Source organism: Enterobacter cloacae complex sp. P42RS (assembly GCF_014930595.1).
Taxonomy (GTDB): Bacteria; Pseudomonadota; Gammaproteobacteria; order Enterobacterales; family Enterobacteriaceae; genus Enterobacter; species Enterobacter bugandensis.
In genome coordinates, this window is the sequence record NZ_JADBRK010000012.1 from 82,468 (window position 1) to 98,364 (window position 15,897).

Genomic DNA, 15,897 nt, shown 5'->3' on the forward strand with positions numbered 1-15,897 from the left:
TACCTGCTGGTGTTTACAAGCACGACACATACCTTTCGGGAGAATTATGCAATCCTCTGTTAATCAAAAAGAGAGCCGAACCTTCTTCGGCCATCCTTATCCGCTCGGTTCGCTGTTCTTTACCGAGATGTGGGAGCGTTTCTCGTTCTACGGCATTCGCCCGCTGCTGATCCTGTTTATGGCCGCCACCGTCTATGACGGCGGGATGGGGCTGGCGCGCGAAAACGCCTCGGCGATTGTCGGTATTTTTGCCGGCACCATGTACCTGGCCGCACTCCCGGGCGGCTGGCTGGCGGATAACTGGCTCGGCCAGCAGAGAGCCGTCTGGTACGGTTCGATTCTGATCGCGCTCGGCCACCTGTCGATTGCGCTGTCGGCTATCATGGGCAACAACCTGTTCTTTATCGGCCTGATGTTCATCGTGCTCGGCTCTGGCCTGTTCAAAACCTGTATCTCGGTGATGGTCGGCACCCTGTATAAAAAAGGCGATGCGCGTCGTGACGGCGGTTTCTCGCTGTTCTACATGGGCATTAATATGGGCTCGTTCATCGCCCCGTTGATTTCTGGCTGGCTGATCAAAACCCACGGCTGGCACTGGGGCTTTGGTATTGGCGGCATCGGGATGCTGGTGGCGCTGATTATCTTCCGCGTGTTTGCGGTTCCGGCGATGAAGCGCTACGACAGCGAAGTCGGTCTGGACTCGACATGGAACAGCCCGGTGGTGAAGCGCAACGGCGTGGGCGTCTGGCTGCTGGCGCTGGCGGCAGGCGTGGCAACGCTCGTGACGCTGATCGCGCAGGGCGTGATTGTCATTAACCCGGTCGCGGTAGCCAGCGTGCTGGTCTACGTAATTGCGGCGTCTGTTGCCCTCTACTTCATCTACCTGTTCATCTTCGCGGGCCTGAACCGCAAAGAGCGCGCCAGGCTGCTGGTCTGCTTTATTCTGCTGGTCTCCGCCGCGTTCTTCTGGTCCGCGTTTGAGCAGAAGCCAACCTCGTTCAACCTGTTTGCCAACGACTACACTAACCGCATGATCGGTGATTTTGAAATTCCGGCGGTATGGTTCCAGTCGATCAACGCCCTGTTCATCATCCTGCTGGCCCCGGTGTTCAGCTGGGCATGGCCAAAGCTCGCGAGCATGAACATTCGCCCGAGCAGCATCACCAAGTTTGTTATCGGTATTCTGTGTGCGGCAGCGGGCTTTGGCCTGATGATGCTGGCGGCACAGAACGTGCTGAGCAACGGCGGGGCGGGCGTGTCGCCGTTCTGGCTGGTGGGCAGTATCTTGATGCTGACGCTGGGTGAGCTGTGCCTGAGCCCGATCGGTCTGGCGACCATGACCCTGCTGGCGCCGGAGAGAATGCGCGGCCAGATGATGGGGCTGTGGTTCTGCGCCAGCGCGCTGGGTAACCTGGCGGCGGGCCTGATTGGCGGTCACGTGAAGGCCGACCAGCTGGATATGCTGCCGGATCTCTTCGCGCGCTGCTCCATCGCGCTGCTGATTTGTGCCGCAGTGCTGATCGTCCTCATTGTTCCGGTGCGCCGCATGCTGGAAAATGCACAAACTAAACCGGCAGCTAGCGCCTCATAAACCTCAGTGTGCCGGGGCAGGCGTTATGCCCCGGCACTGTACTTCCTGAGGTGAAACCATGCAGTTAGGATTTGTTGGTCTTGGTGCGGTAGTGGAAACAGCCTATCTGCCCGCACTACGTAATCTGTTCGATGGCGCTGTTCGTTGTTTCGGCTTTGATGTTCTCCCCGCAAAGCACCCTGAAGGCGTTACGCGCTGCGCCTCGCTTGCGGCGCTTTTAGCCACCCCGCTGGATACCCTTTTTATTACCACTGCATCGCTGCACCACCTAGAGGTGCTTGAGCTGGCGATTGCCTCGCCGGTTCCGCGGATTGTGATTGAAAAACCGATTGTCGCTACGCTTCCTCAAATCGAAAAACTCAACGCGCTGCTGGCAACGCCCGGCGTGGCGTCCCGCGTGCTGGCGCTCGATCACTGGATGGCGCGCATCGAAACGGTGAAGCGGTCGCTGGTCGGCCATGTATCTGACATTGCCAGAATCGAAGGTTTTTTGCAGGAGCCGAGCGGATATAACGCCGCAGGGGAACCCATCGCGCTCAATTTCGCGACCGGAGAACCGGATACCAGAACGCTTCGCCACCCGGACGGCGTGATTCTGGATATCGGAACGCACGTGCTGGCGATGCTGCGTGAAACGCTGCGCTATCTGGGCGGTCAGGACGATATGACGCTGCAGATGGTAACGGCTAAAGACCGCCTGGGCCACGATATTGCAAAGGGTGACCTGACCACCGCGGAAGGCGAGGCGCACTTGCAGGGAACCATCAGCGGCGTGACGGTGGGCATCTGGCTTAATAAATACGCGGGACCCGCGGGCGGGCAAAAGGGCCTGCGTCTCTATTTACGCGACGGGCGCATTATCAACTACGACCGACGCGGTGCGGAAGATGTGCTGGAGCTAGTTAAAGGTAAGACTATTCAGCGCTGGCATATCCCCGGCACGATCTACGAACGCTGTCTTGCCGGACATATTCTTGGCGCAAACAGTCTGTTTGAGCGCGATCCGCAGGAGGTGAGCCGCACAACGCGCCGCAGGATCGATGAGGTGGCGCTGCTGCTGACCTTGCAGCAACAGTTGCGTGGCCCGCACTGAAGACGTGGTAAAATTATCGCAGACCTGAACGCCCTGAAGGAGACACCATGACCATTACCTGCCCGGATTGCCAGGCACAGCTTGAACCCCTGAACGGGGCGGCGCACTGCGACAGCTGTAATAAAGATATTGCGCTCGAAGCCCGCTGCCCGGAGTGCCATCAGCCACTCCAGGTCTTAAAGGCCTGCGGGGCGGTGGACTATTTCTGCCAGAACGGCCACGGCTTAATTTCTAAAAAGCGCGTGGAGTTTGTCCTGGCCGAAGATTAATCGCACACGCAGTCTTCGCCTTTTTTCCACAGCTCGACCAGCGACTCGGGCGCTTCCTGCTCAGGTACCAGCACGATGATATCGGCGTAGTGCGCCTGATTTTGGCCGGTCCAGATAATCTGGATGCGGAAATAGCGCTGGTCACCGCTGCCGGGTGACGACGTCTGACCCGGCGGCTGACCGCGTGGAAAGGCCTGCTCCAGGATGCTCACCAGGCGCTGGCGCTGGGCCTCATTAAGCGAGGAGAGCGCGATGGTACGCTGGCCGCTCAGCTTAGGAATAAAAGCGACGCCGCCTTCCCGGGCCAGCTCAACCACGGCGTCATCCGTCAGTTCCGGAACCTGCATTTACAGCACTCCCACCTGTTCCCAGGCCTGTTTTATCGCCGCCCCAACGTCGCTACCGGAGCGTTTCTCTCCGTGCGCTATCGTCAGTTTTGCGAAGGCATCAAAATCCGCATCCTGCGCCAGATTGCGATCGCAAACCGTGTCGTACCAGGCATAACCGGCTTTTTCCCAGGCGTAACCGCCGATCGCCGTCGCGGCCAGGTAAAACGCCCGGTTGGGGATGCCGGAGTTAAGATGGACGCCGCCGTTATCCTCGCGCGTTTTGATGAAATCTTTCATGTGCGCGGGCTGCGGGTCTTTGCCGAGCAGGGGATCGTCGTAGGCGGTGCCGGGTTCAGACATGGAGCGCAGCCCTTTGCCGTTAATGTCCGCGGCCAGCAGCCCTTCACCAATCAACCAGTCTGCTTTATCGGCGGTTTGCTTGAGATGGTACTGTTTCACCAGCGAACCAAACACGTCTGACAGGGACTCATTCAGCGCGCCTGACTGTTCGAAATAGATTAGCCCGGCTTCGGTCTCGGTGACGCCGTGGCTCAGCTCGTGTGCCACCACGTCGATGGCAATCGTAAAGCGGTTAAAGATCTCCCCGTCGCCGTCGCCAAACACCATCTGCTGACCGTTCCAGAAGGCGTTCTGATATTCCCGACCATAGTGAACGGTGCCGGTCAAAATCAGCCCCTTATTATCGAGCGAATCGCGCTGATATTCTTTCCAGAAGAAATCATGGGTGATACCCAAATAATCGTACGCCTCGTCCACGGCCACATCGCCATTCGACGGCTGGCCCTCGTAACGCACCTGGGTACCCGGCAGCTCCTGGGTCTGTTTCGCATCGTAGATATCGCGCTCAAGCTGACCGGCTTTATTCACGTGCGGCGCGGCGGGTTTGCCCGGCATATGCGCCATCAGCGTCTGGACGTGGGTTAAGGTCTGACGGGCATAGCGCTGCTGCGGTTCGGAACCGCTTTCGATAATACGACGAAGAATATAAGGGGGAATAACGCTACGAAGATGGGACATGCTGCTCTCCTTATTAAAAAAGGGAATAGCAGCAGTATAGTAAGTAACCGGCGAAGAATTATCCGGTTTTGCGCTGACGCGTCTTTTTCACCGGTTTAATTGATTTCACTTCGCTTTCCACCCAGCCGTCAGACAGGCGGGTGGTAAGAACGTCACCGGTGTTCACCTGTTTGGTTTGCTTCAGCACTTTGCCGTCCGCTGCCGTCGTTACGCTATAGCCGCGCGCCAGCGTGGAGAGGGGGCTGACGGCTTCCAGATGGGTCACCGCGTTGCCAAAACGCTCACGTGTGGTGCTCAGGCGCGCCCGGAGAGTCTCCGCCAGACGATATTCCAGCTGCTGAATGCGCGTTTGCGCACGATAGATTTTCGGCTGCGGATTCTGCTGGTTCAGGCGCTGGGTCACACGCTGCTGGCGAGTCACCGCGCGCTTAAGCTGATTATCAAGCGCAAAGTTCATGCGCTGACGCAGGCGTTCCAGCACGGTCTGCTGACGCGCCAGACGAAGCTGCGGGTGCTGCTGCTGAAGACGGTGATGAAGCTGGGTAAAGCGGCGGGTACGGTTGGCAAGGAAGTAGTCCATCGCCATCTCAAGACGCTGCTGGCCGTTCTGAAGCTGACGCAGCAGCTCCAGCTGGTTACGGCTCACCACTTCCGCCGCCGCGGACGGGGTAGGCGCACGCAGATCCGCAACAAAATCCGCGATTGTCACGTCCGTTTCATGCCCGACGGCGCTCACCACGGGGATATCGCTTGCAAAGATTGCCCGCGCCACGCGCTCGTCGTTAAAGCTCCACAGGTCTTCCAGCGAGCCGCCGCCGCGCCCGACGATCAACACGTCACACTCCTTACGCGCATTTGCCAGTTCAATGGCGCGTACAATCTGGCCTGGCGCATCGTCACCCTGAACGGCGGTCGGGTAGATGATGACGGGCAGGGAAGGGTCGCGACGCTTAAGCACGTGCAAAATATCGTGCAGCGCTGCACCGGTTTTCGAGGTGATGACCCCAACGCAGTGGGCGGGTGAGGGCAGCGGTTTTTTGAACTGCTGGTCGAACAAACCTTCCTCAGAGAGTTTGGCTTTAAGCTGTTCGTACTTCTGCTGCAGCAGACCTTCGCCCGCAGGCTGCATGCTCTCGACGATAATCTGATAATCACCGCGCGGTTCATACAGGGTTATATTGGCGCGAACCAGAACCTGCTGGCCGTGCTGCGGACGGAACGTCACGCGACGGTTGCTGTTGCGGAACATCGCGCAGCGCACCTGGGCGGTATCGTCTTTTAAGGTAAAATACCAGTGTCCGGAAGACGGTTGCGTGAAGTTTGAGATTTCACCGCTGATCCAGACCTGCCCCATTTCCTGCTCAAGCAGCAAACGCACCGTCTGATTAAGGCGGCTGACAGTATAAATTGAGGGGGATTGAGAGGATAACATGTGAGCGGGATCAAATTCTAAATCAGCAAGTTATTCAGTCGATAGTAACCTGCTGAGAGGCATTCGCAAGCATTTTTTCAAAAAAGTGTAGATGCAATCGGTTACGCTCTGTATAATGCCACGGCAATATTTAACCACCCAGGTCAGAGATATTGCCCATGCTACGTATCGCTAAAGAAGCACTGACGTTTGACGACGTCCTCCTCGTTCCCGCTCATTCCACCGTTCTGCCGAATACTGCCGACCTCAGCACGCAGTTGACGAAAACCATTCGTCTGAACATTCCTATGCTCTCCGCGGCAATGGACACCGTGACTGAAGCGCGCCTGGCTATCGCCCTGGCACAGGAAGGCGGCATTGGCTTTATCCACAAAAACATGTCTATCGAACGTCAGGCAGAAGAAGTTCGCCGCGTGAAGAAGCATGAGTCCGGCATCGTGTCCGATCCTCAGACTGTTCTGCCAACCACTACCCTGCACGAAGTGAAAGCCCTGACCGAACGTAACGGCTTTGCCGGCTACCCGGTAGTGACCGAAGACAATGAACTGGTGGGCATCATCACCGGTCGTGACGTGCGCTTCGTGACTGACCTGAACCAGCCTGTCAGCGTCTACATGACGCCAAAAGAGCGTCTGGTGACCGTCCGCGAAGGCGAAACTCGCGACGTGGTGCTGGCGAAAATGCACGAAAAACGCGTTGAGAAAGCGCTGGTTGTGGATGCGAACTTCCACCTGCGCGGCATGATCACCGTTAAAGATTTCCAGAAAGCAGAACGTAAACCGAACGCCTGTAAAGACGAGCATGGCCGTCTGCGCGTCGGCGCTGCCGTAGGCGCGGGTGCAGGTAACGAAGAGCGCGTTGACGCGCTGGTGGCGGCGGGCGTTGACGTCCTGCTGATTGACTCCTCCCACGGCCACTCCGAAGGCGTGCTGCAGCGTATTCGTGACACCCGTGCAAAATACCCTGACCTGCAGATCATCGGCGGCAACGTGGCGACGGGCGCAGGCGCTCGCGCGCTGGCTGACGCCGGCTGCAGCGCGGTGAAAGTGGGTATCGGCCCTGGCTCTATCTGTACCACCCGTATCGTGACCGGCGTGGGCGTTCCGCAGATCACCGCGGTTTCTGACGCGGTTGAAGCGCTGGAAGGCACCGGTATTCCGGTTATCGCTGACGGCGGTATCCGCTTCTCTGGCGACATCGCTAAAGCCATCGCCGCGGGCGCTGCTGCCGTAATGGTAGGCTCCATGCTCGCTGGTACCGAAGAATCCCCGGGCGAAATCGAACTCTACCAGGGCCGTTCTTACAAATCTTACCGTGGGATGGGCTCCCTGGGCGCGATGTCCAAAGGTTCCTCTGACCGTTACTTCCAGACCGATAACGCTGCTGACAAATTGGTACCGGAAGGTATCGAAGGCCGCGTGGCCTATAAAGGCCGTCTGAAAGAGATCATTCACCAGCAGATGGGCGGCCTGCGTTCCTGTATGGGTCTGACCGGCTGTGGTACCATTGACCTGCTGCGTACTAAAGCGGAATTCGTACGCATCAGCGGCGCGGGTATCCAGGAGAGCCACGTTCACGACGTGACGATCACCAAAGAGTCCCCGAACTATCGTCTGGGCTCCTGATTTTTCTTCGCCCGACCTCGTGTCGGGCGATTTATTTAATCTGTTTCACTTGCCTCGGAATTAGCGTCAATGACGGAAAACATTCATAAACATCGCATTCTCATCCTGGACTTCGGTTCTCAGTACACTCAGCTGGTGGCGCGTCGCGTACGTGAACTGGGCGTTTACTGTGAGCTCTGGGCGTGGGATGTCACGGAAGCACAGATTCGCGAATTCAATCCAAGCGGCATCATCCTGTCCGGCGGCCCGGAAAGCACCACCGAAGCGAACAGCCCGCGCGCGCCGCAGTACGTGTTCGAAGCGGGCGTGCCGGTATTCGGCGTCTGCTACGGCATGCAGACCATGGCGATGCAGCTGGGCGGCCACGTAGAAGGCTCTAACGAACGTGAGTTCGGCTACGCGCAGGTTGAAGTTGTCACCGACAGCGCGCTGGTGCGCGGTATCGAAGACTCCCTGACCGCAGACGGCAAGCCGCTGCTGGACGTGTGGATGAGCCACGGCGACAAAGTCACCGCCATCCCGTCCGACTTCGTGACCGTTGCCAGCACCGAAAGCTGTCCGTTTGCGATCATGGCGAACGAAGAAAAGCGCTTCTACGGCGTGCAGTTCCACCCGGAAGTGACCCACACCCGTCAGGGTATGCGCATGCTGGAGCGCTTCGTGCGTGACATCTGTCAGTGTGAAGCCCTGTGGACCCCGGCAAAAATCATCGACGACGCCGTGGAGCGTATCCGCCAGCAGGTTGGCGATGACAAAGTGATCCTCGGCCTCTCCGGCGGCGTGGACTCCTCCGTCACCGCGATGCTGCTGCACCGTGCCATTGGCAAAAACCTGACCTGCGTCTTCGTGGACAACGGTCTGCTGCGTCTGAACGAAGCGAAGCAGGTCATGGACATGTTCGGCGACCACTTCGGTCTGAACATCGTTCACGTGGAAGGCGAGCAGCGCTTCCTGGACGCGCTGAAAGGCGAGAACGATCCGGAAGCGAAACGTAAGATCATCGGTCGCGTCTTCGTCGAAGTGTTCGACGAAGAAGCGCTGAAGCTGGAAGACGTGAAGTGGCTGGCGCAGGGTACCATCTACCCGGACGTGATCGAGTCTGCGGCCTCCGCAACCGGTAAAGCGCACGTCATCAAATCTCACCACAACGTGGGCGGCCTGCCGAAAGAGATGAAGATGGGTCTGGTTGAACCGCTGCGCGAGCTGTTCAAAGACGAAGTGCGTAAAATAGGTCTGGAACTGGGTCTGCCGTACGACATGCTCTACCGTCACCCGTTCCCGGGTCCGGGTCTGGGCGTGCGCGTGCTGGGCGAAGTGAAGAAAGAGTACTGCGACCTGCTGCGTCGCGCGGACGCGATCTTCATCGAAGAGCTGCACAAAGCTGACCTGTACAACAAAGTAAGCCAGGCGTTCACCGTGTTCCTGCCGGTTCGCTCTGTAGGCGTCATGGGCGATGGCCGTAAGTACGACTGGGTTGTCTCCCTGCGTGCGGTGGAAACCATCGACTTCATGACCGCGCACTGGGCGCATCTGCCGTATGACTTCTTAGGCCGCGTGTCTAACAGAATAATCAACGAAGTCAATGGGATATCGCGAGTCGTATATGACATCAGCGGTAAGCCACCGGCTACGATTGAGTGGGAATGATTTCCCTCTGAATTAACACCCAAACCCTCTGCCTGCGCAGGGGGTTTTTTATTGCCTTATTTCCCTTCACCCAACCGATACGCCAGCGCCACCACCAGCGACTGCACCAGGCACAGCGTCGCCGACTGAGACCGGAACGCATCCACTTGCGCCTCTTTCACCACAAAGCAGAGATCGCTGAACGTTGCCAGGGGGCTTATCTGGCTGTCCGTAATCACGATCTGCCGGGCGCCGACGCTGGCGGCGGTTTCGCTGACCATCACCGTCTCTTCCGCGTATGGCGAGAAGCTGATCGACACCACGATGTCGCGCGCCTTAATGCGGCTGATTTGCTCGCGCAGCATCCCGCCCATGCCGTCGAGCAGGATAGGGCGGCACTCCAGGTGGCTCAGGGCGTAGGTGAGGTAGGCCGCGACGCTAAACGAGCGGCGCAGTCCGGCGATGTAGATAGTGTCGGCGTCGGCCAGCAGCTGTACCGCGCGCTCCAGCATTTCCGGCTCGGCGCGGGCGGCCAGCTGCTGCAGCGCCTGCGCGTTCGAGCGGGCGAACTCCTGCAGAATATCGAGCGGCGTTTCCGGCACGGCCTCGCTCTCCATTTCGCGGAACAGCCGCGCGCGGTCGCTGTAGCTGGCAGTCTCCTCCACCAGGTTCATGCGAAACAGCTGTTTCATTTCGTTGAAGCCGGTGAAGTCAAAGGCGTTGGCAAAGCGGATCAGCGTCGAAGGCGGCACGTCGGCGCGCTCGGCAATGACGGCAACCGTATCAAAGGCTACGCTGTTGGTGTTATCCAGCACGTAGCGGGAGACCTGCTGCAGCCTCTTGCTCAGGCTATCGTAGCGATCGCGGATTTGCTGCTGCAGTTCGTTCAGGCTGGTTGCTGTCGTCATGTTATCCCCCAAATACAGTCTGATGATTCTAAACGCAAAACTGCGTCTTTTAAATGTCGGCCATCCATCTGGCAGCAAAAATGAAACAGAAGCTTCAGTCATTTCCTCGCCCGAAATCCCTTAATAGCGCACGCAGCGTCAGTGTTGCTGGCTGTTAACATAAAAATCCATCCTTGATCACAATAATCATCATTTATTTTATTTCAACTTAAAATGGAATATTTGTTTCATATATAGTGTCCTGTACACAGCGTTCAGGTAACAGTCACGTATCAACAGCGAGAGGTTAAGGATGGAGACGGTAGCGAATTTTATTCACGGCGAATGTGTCACTGGTTCAGGCCAGCGCGTTCAGGCGATCTTCAACCCGGCCACCGGCGAGCAGATCCGCCAGGTGGTGATGAGTACGGCGCAGGAAACGGAGCAGGCGATTGCCGCCGCGCAGCAGGCGTTTCCCGCGTGGGCGCGCCAGGCTCCGCTTAAGCGCGCGCGCGTGATGTTCCGCTTCAAGGCGCTGCTGGAAGAGAACATGACGCGCCTGGCCCGCATCATCAGCGAAGAGCACGGCAAGGTTTTCTCCGACGCGGTGGGCGAACTGACCCGCGGCCTGGAAGTGGTGGAATTTGCCTGCGGTATCCCGCATCTGCAAAAGGGTGAACACTCTGCGAACGTCGGTACCGGCGTCGACAGCCACTCGCTGATGCAGCCGCTCGGCGTCTGCGCCGGGATCACGCCGTTTAACTTCCCGGCGATGGTGCCGATGTGGATGTTCCCCATTGCGCTGGCGACCGGGAATACCTTCGTGCTGAAGCCGTCGGAAAAAGACCCTTCTCTCGCGCTCGCGCTGGCACAGCTGCTAAAAGAGGCAGGCCTGCCGGACGGCGTCTTCAACGTGGTGCAGGGGGATAAAGAGTCCGTTGACGTGCTCCTGACCGACCCGCGCGTGCAGGCGGTGAGCTTTGTCGGCTCCACGCCGATTGCCGAATACATTTACCAGACCGCCTCCGCCCACGGTAAGCGCTGTCAGGCGCTGGGCGGCGCGAAAAACCACTGCATTTTAATGCCGGATGCTGACATGGAGATGGCGACCAACGCCATCATGGGTGCGGCCTACGGCGCGGCGGGGGAACGCTGCATGGCGCTCTCGGTGGTGCTGGCGGTGGGGGATAAAACCGCCGATGACCTCTGCACCAGGCTGGAAAAACAGATTGAAGCGCTGCGCGTCGGGCCGGGGCTGGACCAAACACCGGAAAACGAAATGGGGCCGCTTATCTCCTCCGCGCACCGCAGCAAGGTGCTGGGCTATATCGACAGCGGGGAAGCGCAGGGGGCGAAATTGCGCGTGGACGGGCGCGGCTTCAGCGTGAAGGGCCACGAGCAGGGCTACTTCGTCGGGCCGACGCTGTTCGATAACGTCACACCGGAGATGACCATCTATAAAGAAGAGATTTTTGGCCCGGTGCTTTCTGTGGTGCGCGTAGCAGATTACGCCAGCGCGGTGGACCTCATTAACCGCCATGAATATGGTAATGGCTCGGCGATCTTCACCCGTGACGGCGGCTGCGCGCGCCGCTTCTGCGAAGAGGTGCAGGCGGGCATGGTGGGGGTCAACGTGCCGATCCCGGTGCCGATGGCATTCCACAGTTTCGGTGGCTGGAAGCGTTCCATCTTTGGCGCGCTCAACGTGCACGGCAACGACGGCGTGCGTTTCTACACCCGAATGAAAACCATCACCGCGCGCTGGCCGGAAATGCAGCAGGAGACAGGCGCTGCGTTCTCCATGCCGACGCTGGGCTGACAGGAGGCATTATGCAAACCGAACGTATGACCATGGCCCAGGCGCTGGTCCGGTTCCTGAATCAACAGTACGTCAGCGTTGACGGCAACGAAACGCCCTTCGTGGAGGGCGTGGCGACGATCTTTGGGCACGGCAACGTGCTGGGTATTGGCCAGGCGCTGGAGCAGGATCCCGGTCATCTGAAAATCATGCAGGGGTGCAACGAGCAGGGCATCGCCCACATGGCGACGGGATTCGCCAAACAGCACCGCCGCCAGCGCATTTTTGCCGTCACCTCCTCGGTCGGGCCGGGCGCCGCCAATATGGTCACGGCGGCGGCCACCGCCACGGCGAACCGCATCCCGCTTTTACTGCTGCCGGGCGATATCTACGCCAGCCGCCAGCCGGACCCGGTGCTGCAGCAGATCGAGCAGTATCACGATCTCAGCATCAGCACCAACGACTGCTTCCGTCCGGTTTCCCGCTACTGGGACCGCATCAACCGCCCCGAGCAGCTCATGAGCGCCATGCTAAGCGCGATGCGAACGCTTACTGACCCCGCAGATACCGGAGCGGTGACCCTCTGTCTGCCGCAGGACGTGCAAGGGGAAGCGTGGGACTACCCGCTAAGCTTCTTCGCGCGTCGGGTGCACTACATCGAACGCCGTCCGCCCGATCCGCAGCGACTGGCGCAGGCGCGGGCGCTGATCGCCCGCAAGCGCCGTCCGCTGGTGGTGTGCGGCGGCGGCGTGCGCTACTCCGGCGCGCATGAGGCATTTCGCGAATTTGTCGAGACGCTGCAGCTGCCGTTTGCCGAAACGCAGGCCGGGAAGGGGGCGCTGGTAAGTGACCACCCACTTAACCTCGGCGGCGTAGGAGTGACGGGCGGAATGGCCGCCAACCAGCTCGCGCCACAGGCTGACTTAGTGATTGGCGTCGGCACGCGCCTGACCGACTTTACCACCGGCTCTAAGGCGCTCTTTTCCCACCCGGACGTCGAATTCCTGCTGCTGAACGTGGCCGAGTTTGACGCCCTGAAGCTGGACGCCACCGCGCTGATCGCCGATGCCCAAACCGGGCTCCAGGCCTTAACCCACGCGCTCGGCGATTACCGCAGCGGCTGGGGAGAGGCGATTGCCCAGGCGAAATCCGCGTGGCGCGATGAGTGCCGCCGCCTGTGGGATCGCCAGTGGCATCCGGACGACGCGCCCGAAGTGGCGGGGCATCTGGACGCGCAGCTGGCGGAATACGGCGAGACGCTCAATACCCGCCTGACCCAGACGCGGGTGCTGGGACTGATCAATCAGCATGTGGAAGATAACGCCATCGTGGTGGGCGCGGCCGGTTCGCTGCCGGGCGATTTACAGCGCCTCTGGCAGGTCAAAACGCCGGACAGCTATCACCTGGAGTACGGCTACTCCTGCATGGGCTACGAGATTGCGGCGGCCATCGGCGCGAAGCTCGCCCGCCCCGAGCAGCCGGTTTACGCCATGGTGGGGGATGGCTCCTACATGATGCTGCACTCCGAGCTGCAAACCGCGGTGCAGGAGGGCATTAAGGTCACCGTTCTGCTGTTTGATAACGCCAGCTTCGGCTGCATCAACAACCTGCAGATGGGGCACGGAATGGGCAGCTTTGGCACGGAAAACCGTCATCGCAACCCGGAAACCGGGCGGCTTGACGGGCCGCTGGTGAAAGTCGATTTTGCGCAAAACGCGGAAAGCTACGGCTGTCGCGCGTGGCGGGTGAACGACGAGCAGAGCCTGCGGTCGGCGCTTGAGGCGTCACGCGCCCACCCGGGCCCGACGCTGCTGGACATCAAGGTATTGCCGAAGACCATGACCCATGACTACGCCTCGTGGTGGCGAACCGGTGACGCGCAGGTGGCAGAGTCGTCTGCCGTGCGTGAGGCCGCGGAGCAAACGCAGGCGCAGGTGAAAAAAGCCCGTCAGTATTGAGTTTTCCTGTCTTAACGAAATTTTCATTTCATTTCCCCCTCACCCTAACCCTCTCCCAAAAGTGGAGAGGGGATGGGGTGGTGCACTCTTTTCTCCCTCGCTCCTTTGGGGAGAGGGCCGGGGTGAGGGGTGAGCAGTACCTTCTTTCATGTTGTGAGATTGATAACAAAATTTATCTCATTCATCTCAAAAGTGTTAACCCGCACTCAAAAACATAATTTTCACTATTTATAAAAATGAAATAAATGTTTTATTTATAGGGTCGTTAGTTCACAGCATTCACCAACACCGGGAGCCGTTATGTTTAACATTGCTTTACTGGGCGCTGGCCGAATTGGCCAGGTACATGCAGCTAACATCGCCAGCCACGGCGCGACTACGCTCTGGTCCGTGGTTGACCCGAATCAGGAATTTGCCACCCGTCTCGCCGCACAGTATCAGGCCCGCCAGCAGAGCGTGGATGAGGCGATGACCGACCCTAACGTTCACGCCGTGCTGATCGCCTCCGCCACCGACACCCACGCGGATCTGATTGAAATGGCCGCCCGCCACGGCAAGGCTATCTTCTGCGAAAAGCCGGTACACCTCGACCTCGCCCGCGTGCGCGACTGCCTGAAAGTGGTTAAAGAGTACGACGTGCCGCTGTTCATCGGCTTTAACCGCCGCTTTGACCCGCAGTTCCGCCGCGTGAAAACCGATGCCCAGGCCGGACGCATCGGCAAGCCGGAATCGTTGCTGATCATCTCCCGCGACCCGTCTCCGCCGCCCGCGGAGTACGTGCGCGTCTCCGGCGGCATGTTCCGCGATATGACCATTCACGACTTCGACATGGCCCGTTTCATCATGGGCGAAGAGCCGGTGTCGGTGTATGCCCAGGGCAGTAACCTGGTGGATCCGGCGATTGGCGAGGCGGGGGATATCGATACCGCGTTTATCGTTCTGAAATATGCCTCCGGCGCGATGGCGACCATCGTCAACAGCCGCCGCTCCTCTTACGGTTACGACCAGCGCCTGGAGCTGCACGGCTCCGAAGGGCTGCTGTGCGCCGGCAATATTCTGGAAAACCAGGTGCAGCACTACGGCAAAGAGGGCTGCACCAGCGCGCTGCCGGAACACTTCTTCCTGCAGCGCTACAAATCCGCTTACGCCGCGGAATGGGAACACTTTGTTGCGGTCCTGCGCGGCGAAGCGGTGCCTGACTGCAGCGGCGATGATGGTGAACGTGCGCTGTACCTCGCGGATAAAGCGCTGGAGTCGCTGCGTAGCCAGCGCGAGATCGTCCTCTAAACACAACAACCCTACACAGAGAGACATAATAATGAAAAAACTGATCTTAGCCGCCCTCATCGCCATGACGTCCGGGGCCGCCCTCGCCGAAAACGAGCAAATTGTGTTCAGTACGCCAAACCTGGCTATGCCGTTTGAGGTTCACATGCAGCGCACGGCGGTAAAAGCCGCAAAAGAGATGGGCGTGAAGCTTCAGGTGCTGGACGGGCAGGGCAGTTCACCCAAGCAGGTGGCTGACCTGGAAAACGCCATCACCCGCGGGGCGCAGGGCTTTATCGTCTCCCCGAACGACGTGAACGCGGTCTCCAGCGCGGTGGATGAAATTCAGGATGCGAAGCTGCCGGTGGTCACCCTAGACCGCTCCGTCGACAGCCAGAAGAAAGTGCCCCACTTTGGCGCCAACAACTACAAAGGCGGCCAGGCGATTGGCGACTTCGTCAAAACCAAATTCCCCGACGGGGCAGAGATCATCCTGCTCACCGGCCAGCCGGGCTCCTCCTCCAATATTGAACGCACCAAAGGGATCCGCGACAGCCTGAAGGCGGGCGGGGATAAGTACAAGATCGTCGCCGATCAGACCGGCAACTGGATGCGTTCTGAAGGGATGCGCATCGTCGAAAGCGTTCTGCCTTCGCTACCGAAACGCCCGCAGGTGATCCTCTCCGCCAACGACGATATGGCGCTGGGCGCGATTGAAGCCCTGCAGAGCCAGGGCGTGAAGCCGGGTGAAATCCTCGTGACTGGCTTTGATGCGGTACCGGAAGCGCTGGCCCGCGTGCGCGACGGCTGGCTGGCGGTAACGGCGGATCAGCGTCCGGGCTTTGCGGTGCAGACGGCGATGAGCCAGCTGGTGGCCAACGTGCGCGAGAAGAAAGCCATCACCGGGGCCGACTACCCGCCAACGCTTATCACCAAAGAGAACCTGCAGCAGGCTGAGCGTATCGGTGAGGCCGGTAACTGATAT

Annotated in this window: 13 protein-coding genes; 9 read left to right on the forward strand and 4 right to left on the reverse strand. The window is 59.3% G+C overall.

Annotation, left to right across the window (positions count from 1 at the left end):
* Window positions 1-46 precede the first annotated feature (46 nt).
* From IM314_RS15175 to IM314_RS15185, 3 genes are read left to right on the forward strand one after another with little or no spacing between them, the layout of a single operon-like run.
* Entirely contained in the window at window positions 47-1,591 is a 1,545-nt protein-coding gene (locus IM314_RS15175; RefSeq protein WP_041908728.1) for a peptide MFS transporter, read from the forward strand.
* Between the two features lie 58 nt (window positions 1,592-1,649).
* The gene (locus tag IM314_RS15180) at window positions 1,650-2,684 is read left to right on the forward strand and encodes an oxidoreductase (protein WP_193359143.1); all 1,035 of its coding nucleotides are present in this window, start codon (window positions 1,650-1,652) and stop codon (window positions 2,682-2,684) included.
* A 47-nt stretch (window positions 2,685-2,731) separates the two neighbouring features.
* Complete coding sequence (locus IM314_RS15185; protein WP_045630994.1) at window positions 2,732-2,953, forward strand: zinc ribbon domain-containing protein; 222 nt, start codon at window positions 2,732-2,734, stop codon at window positions 2,951-2,953.
* On the opposite strand, the gene IM314_RS15190 is transcribed toward IM314_RS15185, so the two are convergent.
* From IM314_RS15190 to xseA, 3 genes are read right to left on the reverse strand one after another with little or no spacing between them, the layout of a single operon-like run.
* Window positions 2,950-3,300, reverse strand: coding sequence for a protealysin inhibitor emfourin (locus tag IM314_RS15190; protein ID WP_028014053.1), 351 nt, complete (start codon window positions 3,298-3,300; stop codon window positions 2,950-2,952). The genes IM314_RS15185 and IM314_RS15190 overlap by 4 nt on opposite strands.
* Window positions 3,301-4,320, reverse strand: a complete 1,020-nt coding sequence (locus IM314_RS15195; protein ID WP_193359142.1) for a M4 family metallopeptidase — start codon at window positions 4,318-4,320, stop codon at window positions 3,301-3,303.
* Between the two features lie 58 nt (window positions 4,321-4,378).
* A complete protein-coding gene (xseA, locus tag IM314_RS15200; protein WP_047364161.1) occupies window positions 4,379-5,752 on the reverse strand; it encodes an exodeoxyribonuclease VII large subunit in 1,374 nt (457 codons plus the stop codon).
* 158 nt (window positions 5,753-5,910) lie between these two features.
* Here xseA and guaB point away from each other — a divergent pair, with 158 nt between their 5' ends.
* Both guaB and guaA read left to right on the forward strand, forming a co-directional pair.
* On the forward strand, window positions 5,911-7,377 hold the full coding sequence (guaB, locus tag IM314_RS15205) for an IMP dehydrogenase (RefSeq protein WP_014884799.1): 1,467 nt from the start codon (window positions 5,911-5,913) through the stop codon (window positions 7,375-7,377).
* Between the two features lie 69 nt (window positions 7,378-7,446).
* Window positions 7,447-9,024 carry a glutamine-hydrolyzing GMP synthase gene (guaA, locus tag IM314_RS15210; RefSeq protein WP_028014050.1) on the forward strand — a complete coding sequence of 526 codons (1,578 nt, stop codon included), beginning with the start codon at window positions 7,447-7,449 and terminating at the stop codon, window positions 9,022-9,024.
* Window positions 9,025-9,080: 56 nt separating this feature from the next.
* Here guaA and IM314_RS15215 read toward each other — a convergent pair whose 3' ends face one another.
* Window positions 9,081-9,911, reverse strand: a complete 831-nt coding sequence (locus IM314_RS15215) for a MurR/RpiR family transcriptional regulator (protein ID WP_008502123.1) — start codon at window positions 9,909-9,911, stop codon at window positions 9,081-9,083.
* 292 nt (window positions 9,912-10,203) lie between these two features.
* Between IM314_RS15215 and IM314_RS15220 the strand changes: the two genes are divergently transcribed.
* The 4 genes from IM314_RS15220 to IM314_RS15235 all read left to right on the forward strand — a co-directional run bounded on the left by IM314_RS15220 (window position 10,204) and on the right by IM314_RS15235 (window position 15,894).
* Complete coding sequence (locus IM314_RS15220) at window positions 10,204-11,709, forward strand: CoA-acylating methylmalonate-semialdehyde dehydrogenase (RefSeq protein WP_045630997.1); 1,506 nt, start codon at window positions 10,204-10,206, stop codon at window positions 11,707-11,709.
* Between the two features lie 11 nt (window positions 11,710-11,720).
* A complete protein-coding gene (iolD, locus tag IM314_RS15225; RefSeq protein WP_193359141.1) occupies window positions 11,721-13,646 on the forward strand; it encodes a 3D-(3,5/4)-trihydroxycyclohexane-1,2-dione acylhydrolase (decyclizing) in 1,926 nt (641 codons plus the stop codon).
* 300 nt (window positions 13,647-13,946) lie between these two features.
* Complete coding sequence (gene iolG, locus IM314_RS15230) at window positions 13,947-14,933, forward strand: inositol 2-dehydrogenase (protein ID WP_041908740.1); 987 nt, start codon at window positions 13,947-13,949, stop codon at window positions 14,931-14,933.
* A gap of 31 nt (window positions 14,934-14,964) precedes the next feature.
* Entirely contained in the window at window positions 14,965-15,894 is a 930-nt protein-coding gene (locus IM314_RS15235) for a sugar ABC transporter substrate-binding protein (RefSeq protein WP_041908742.1), read from the forward strand.
* Window positions 15,895-15,897 lie beyond the last annotated feature (3 nt).

Excerpts from the sequence above, each read along its gene's own strand:
- IM314_RS15175 (WP_041908728.1), top strand. The coding sequence starts at position 47 with ATGCAATCCTCTGTTAATCAAAAAGAGAGCCGAACCTTCTTCGGCCAT.
- IM314_RS15180 (WP_193359143.1), top strand. The coding sequence starts at position 1,650 with ATGCAGTTAGGATTTGTTGGTCTTGGTGCGGTAGTGGAAACAGCCTAT.
- IM314_RS15185 (WP_045630994.1), top strand. The coding sequence starts at position 2,732 with ATGACCATTACCTGCCCGGATTGCCAGGCACAGCTTGAACCCCTGAAC.
- IM314_RS15190 (WP_028014053.1), bottom strand. The coding sequence starts at position 3,300 with ATGCAGGTTCCGGAACTGACGGATGACGCCGTGGTTGAGCTGGCCCGG.
- IM314_RS15195 (WP_193359142.1), bottom strand. The coding sequence starts at position 4,320 with ATGTCCCATCTTCGTAGCGTTATTCCCCCTTATATTCTTCGTCGTATT.
- xseA (WP_047364161.1), bottom strand. The coding sequence starts at position 5,752 with ATGTTATCCTCTCAATCCCCCTCAATTTATACTGTCAGCCGCCTTAAT.
- guaB (WP_014884799.1), top strand. The coding sequence starts at position 5,911 with ATGCTACGTATCGCTAAAGAAGCACTGACGTTTGACGACGTCCTCCTC.
- guaA (WP_028014050.1), top strand. The coding sequence starts at position 7,447 with ATGACGGAAAACATTCATAAACATCGCATTCTCATCCTGGACTTCGGT.
- IM314_RS15215 (WP_008502123.1), bottom strand. The coding sequence starts at position 9,911 with ATGACGACAGCAACCAGCCTGAACGAACTGCAGCAGCAAATCCGCGAT.
- IM314_RS15220 (WP_045630997.1), top strand. The coding sequence starts at position 10,204 with ATGGAGACGGTAGCGAATTTTATTCACGGCGAATGTGTCACTGGTTCA.
- iolD (WP_193359141.1), top strand. The coding sequence starts at position 11,721 with ATGCAAACCGAACGTATGACCATGGCCCAGGCGCTGGTCCGGTTCCTG.
- iolG (WP_041908740.1), top strand. The coding sequence starts at position 13,947 with ATGTTTAACATTGCTTTACTGGGCGCTGGCCGAATTGGCCAGGTACAT.
- IM314_RS15235 (WP_041908742.1), top strand. The coding sequence starts at position 14,965 with ATGAAAAAACTGATCTTAGCCGCCCTCATCGCCATGACGTCCGGGGCC.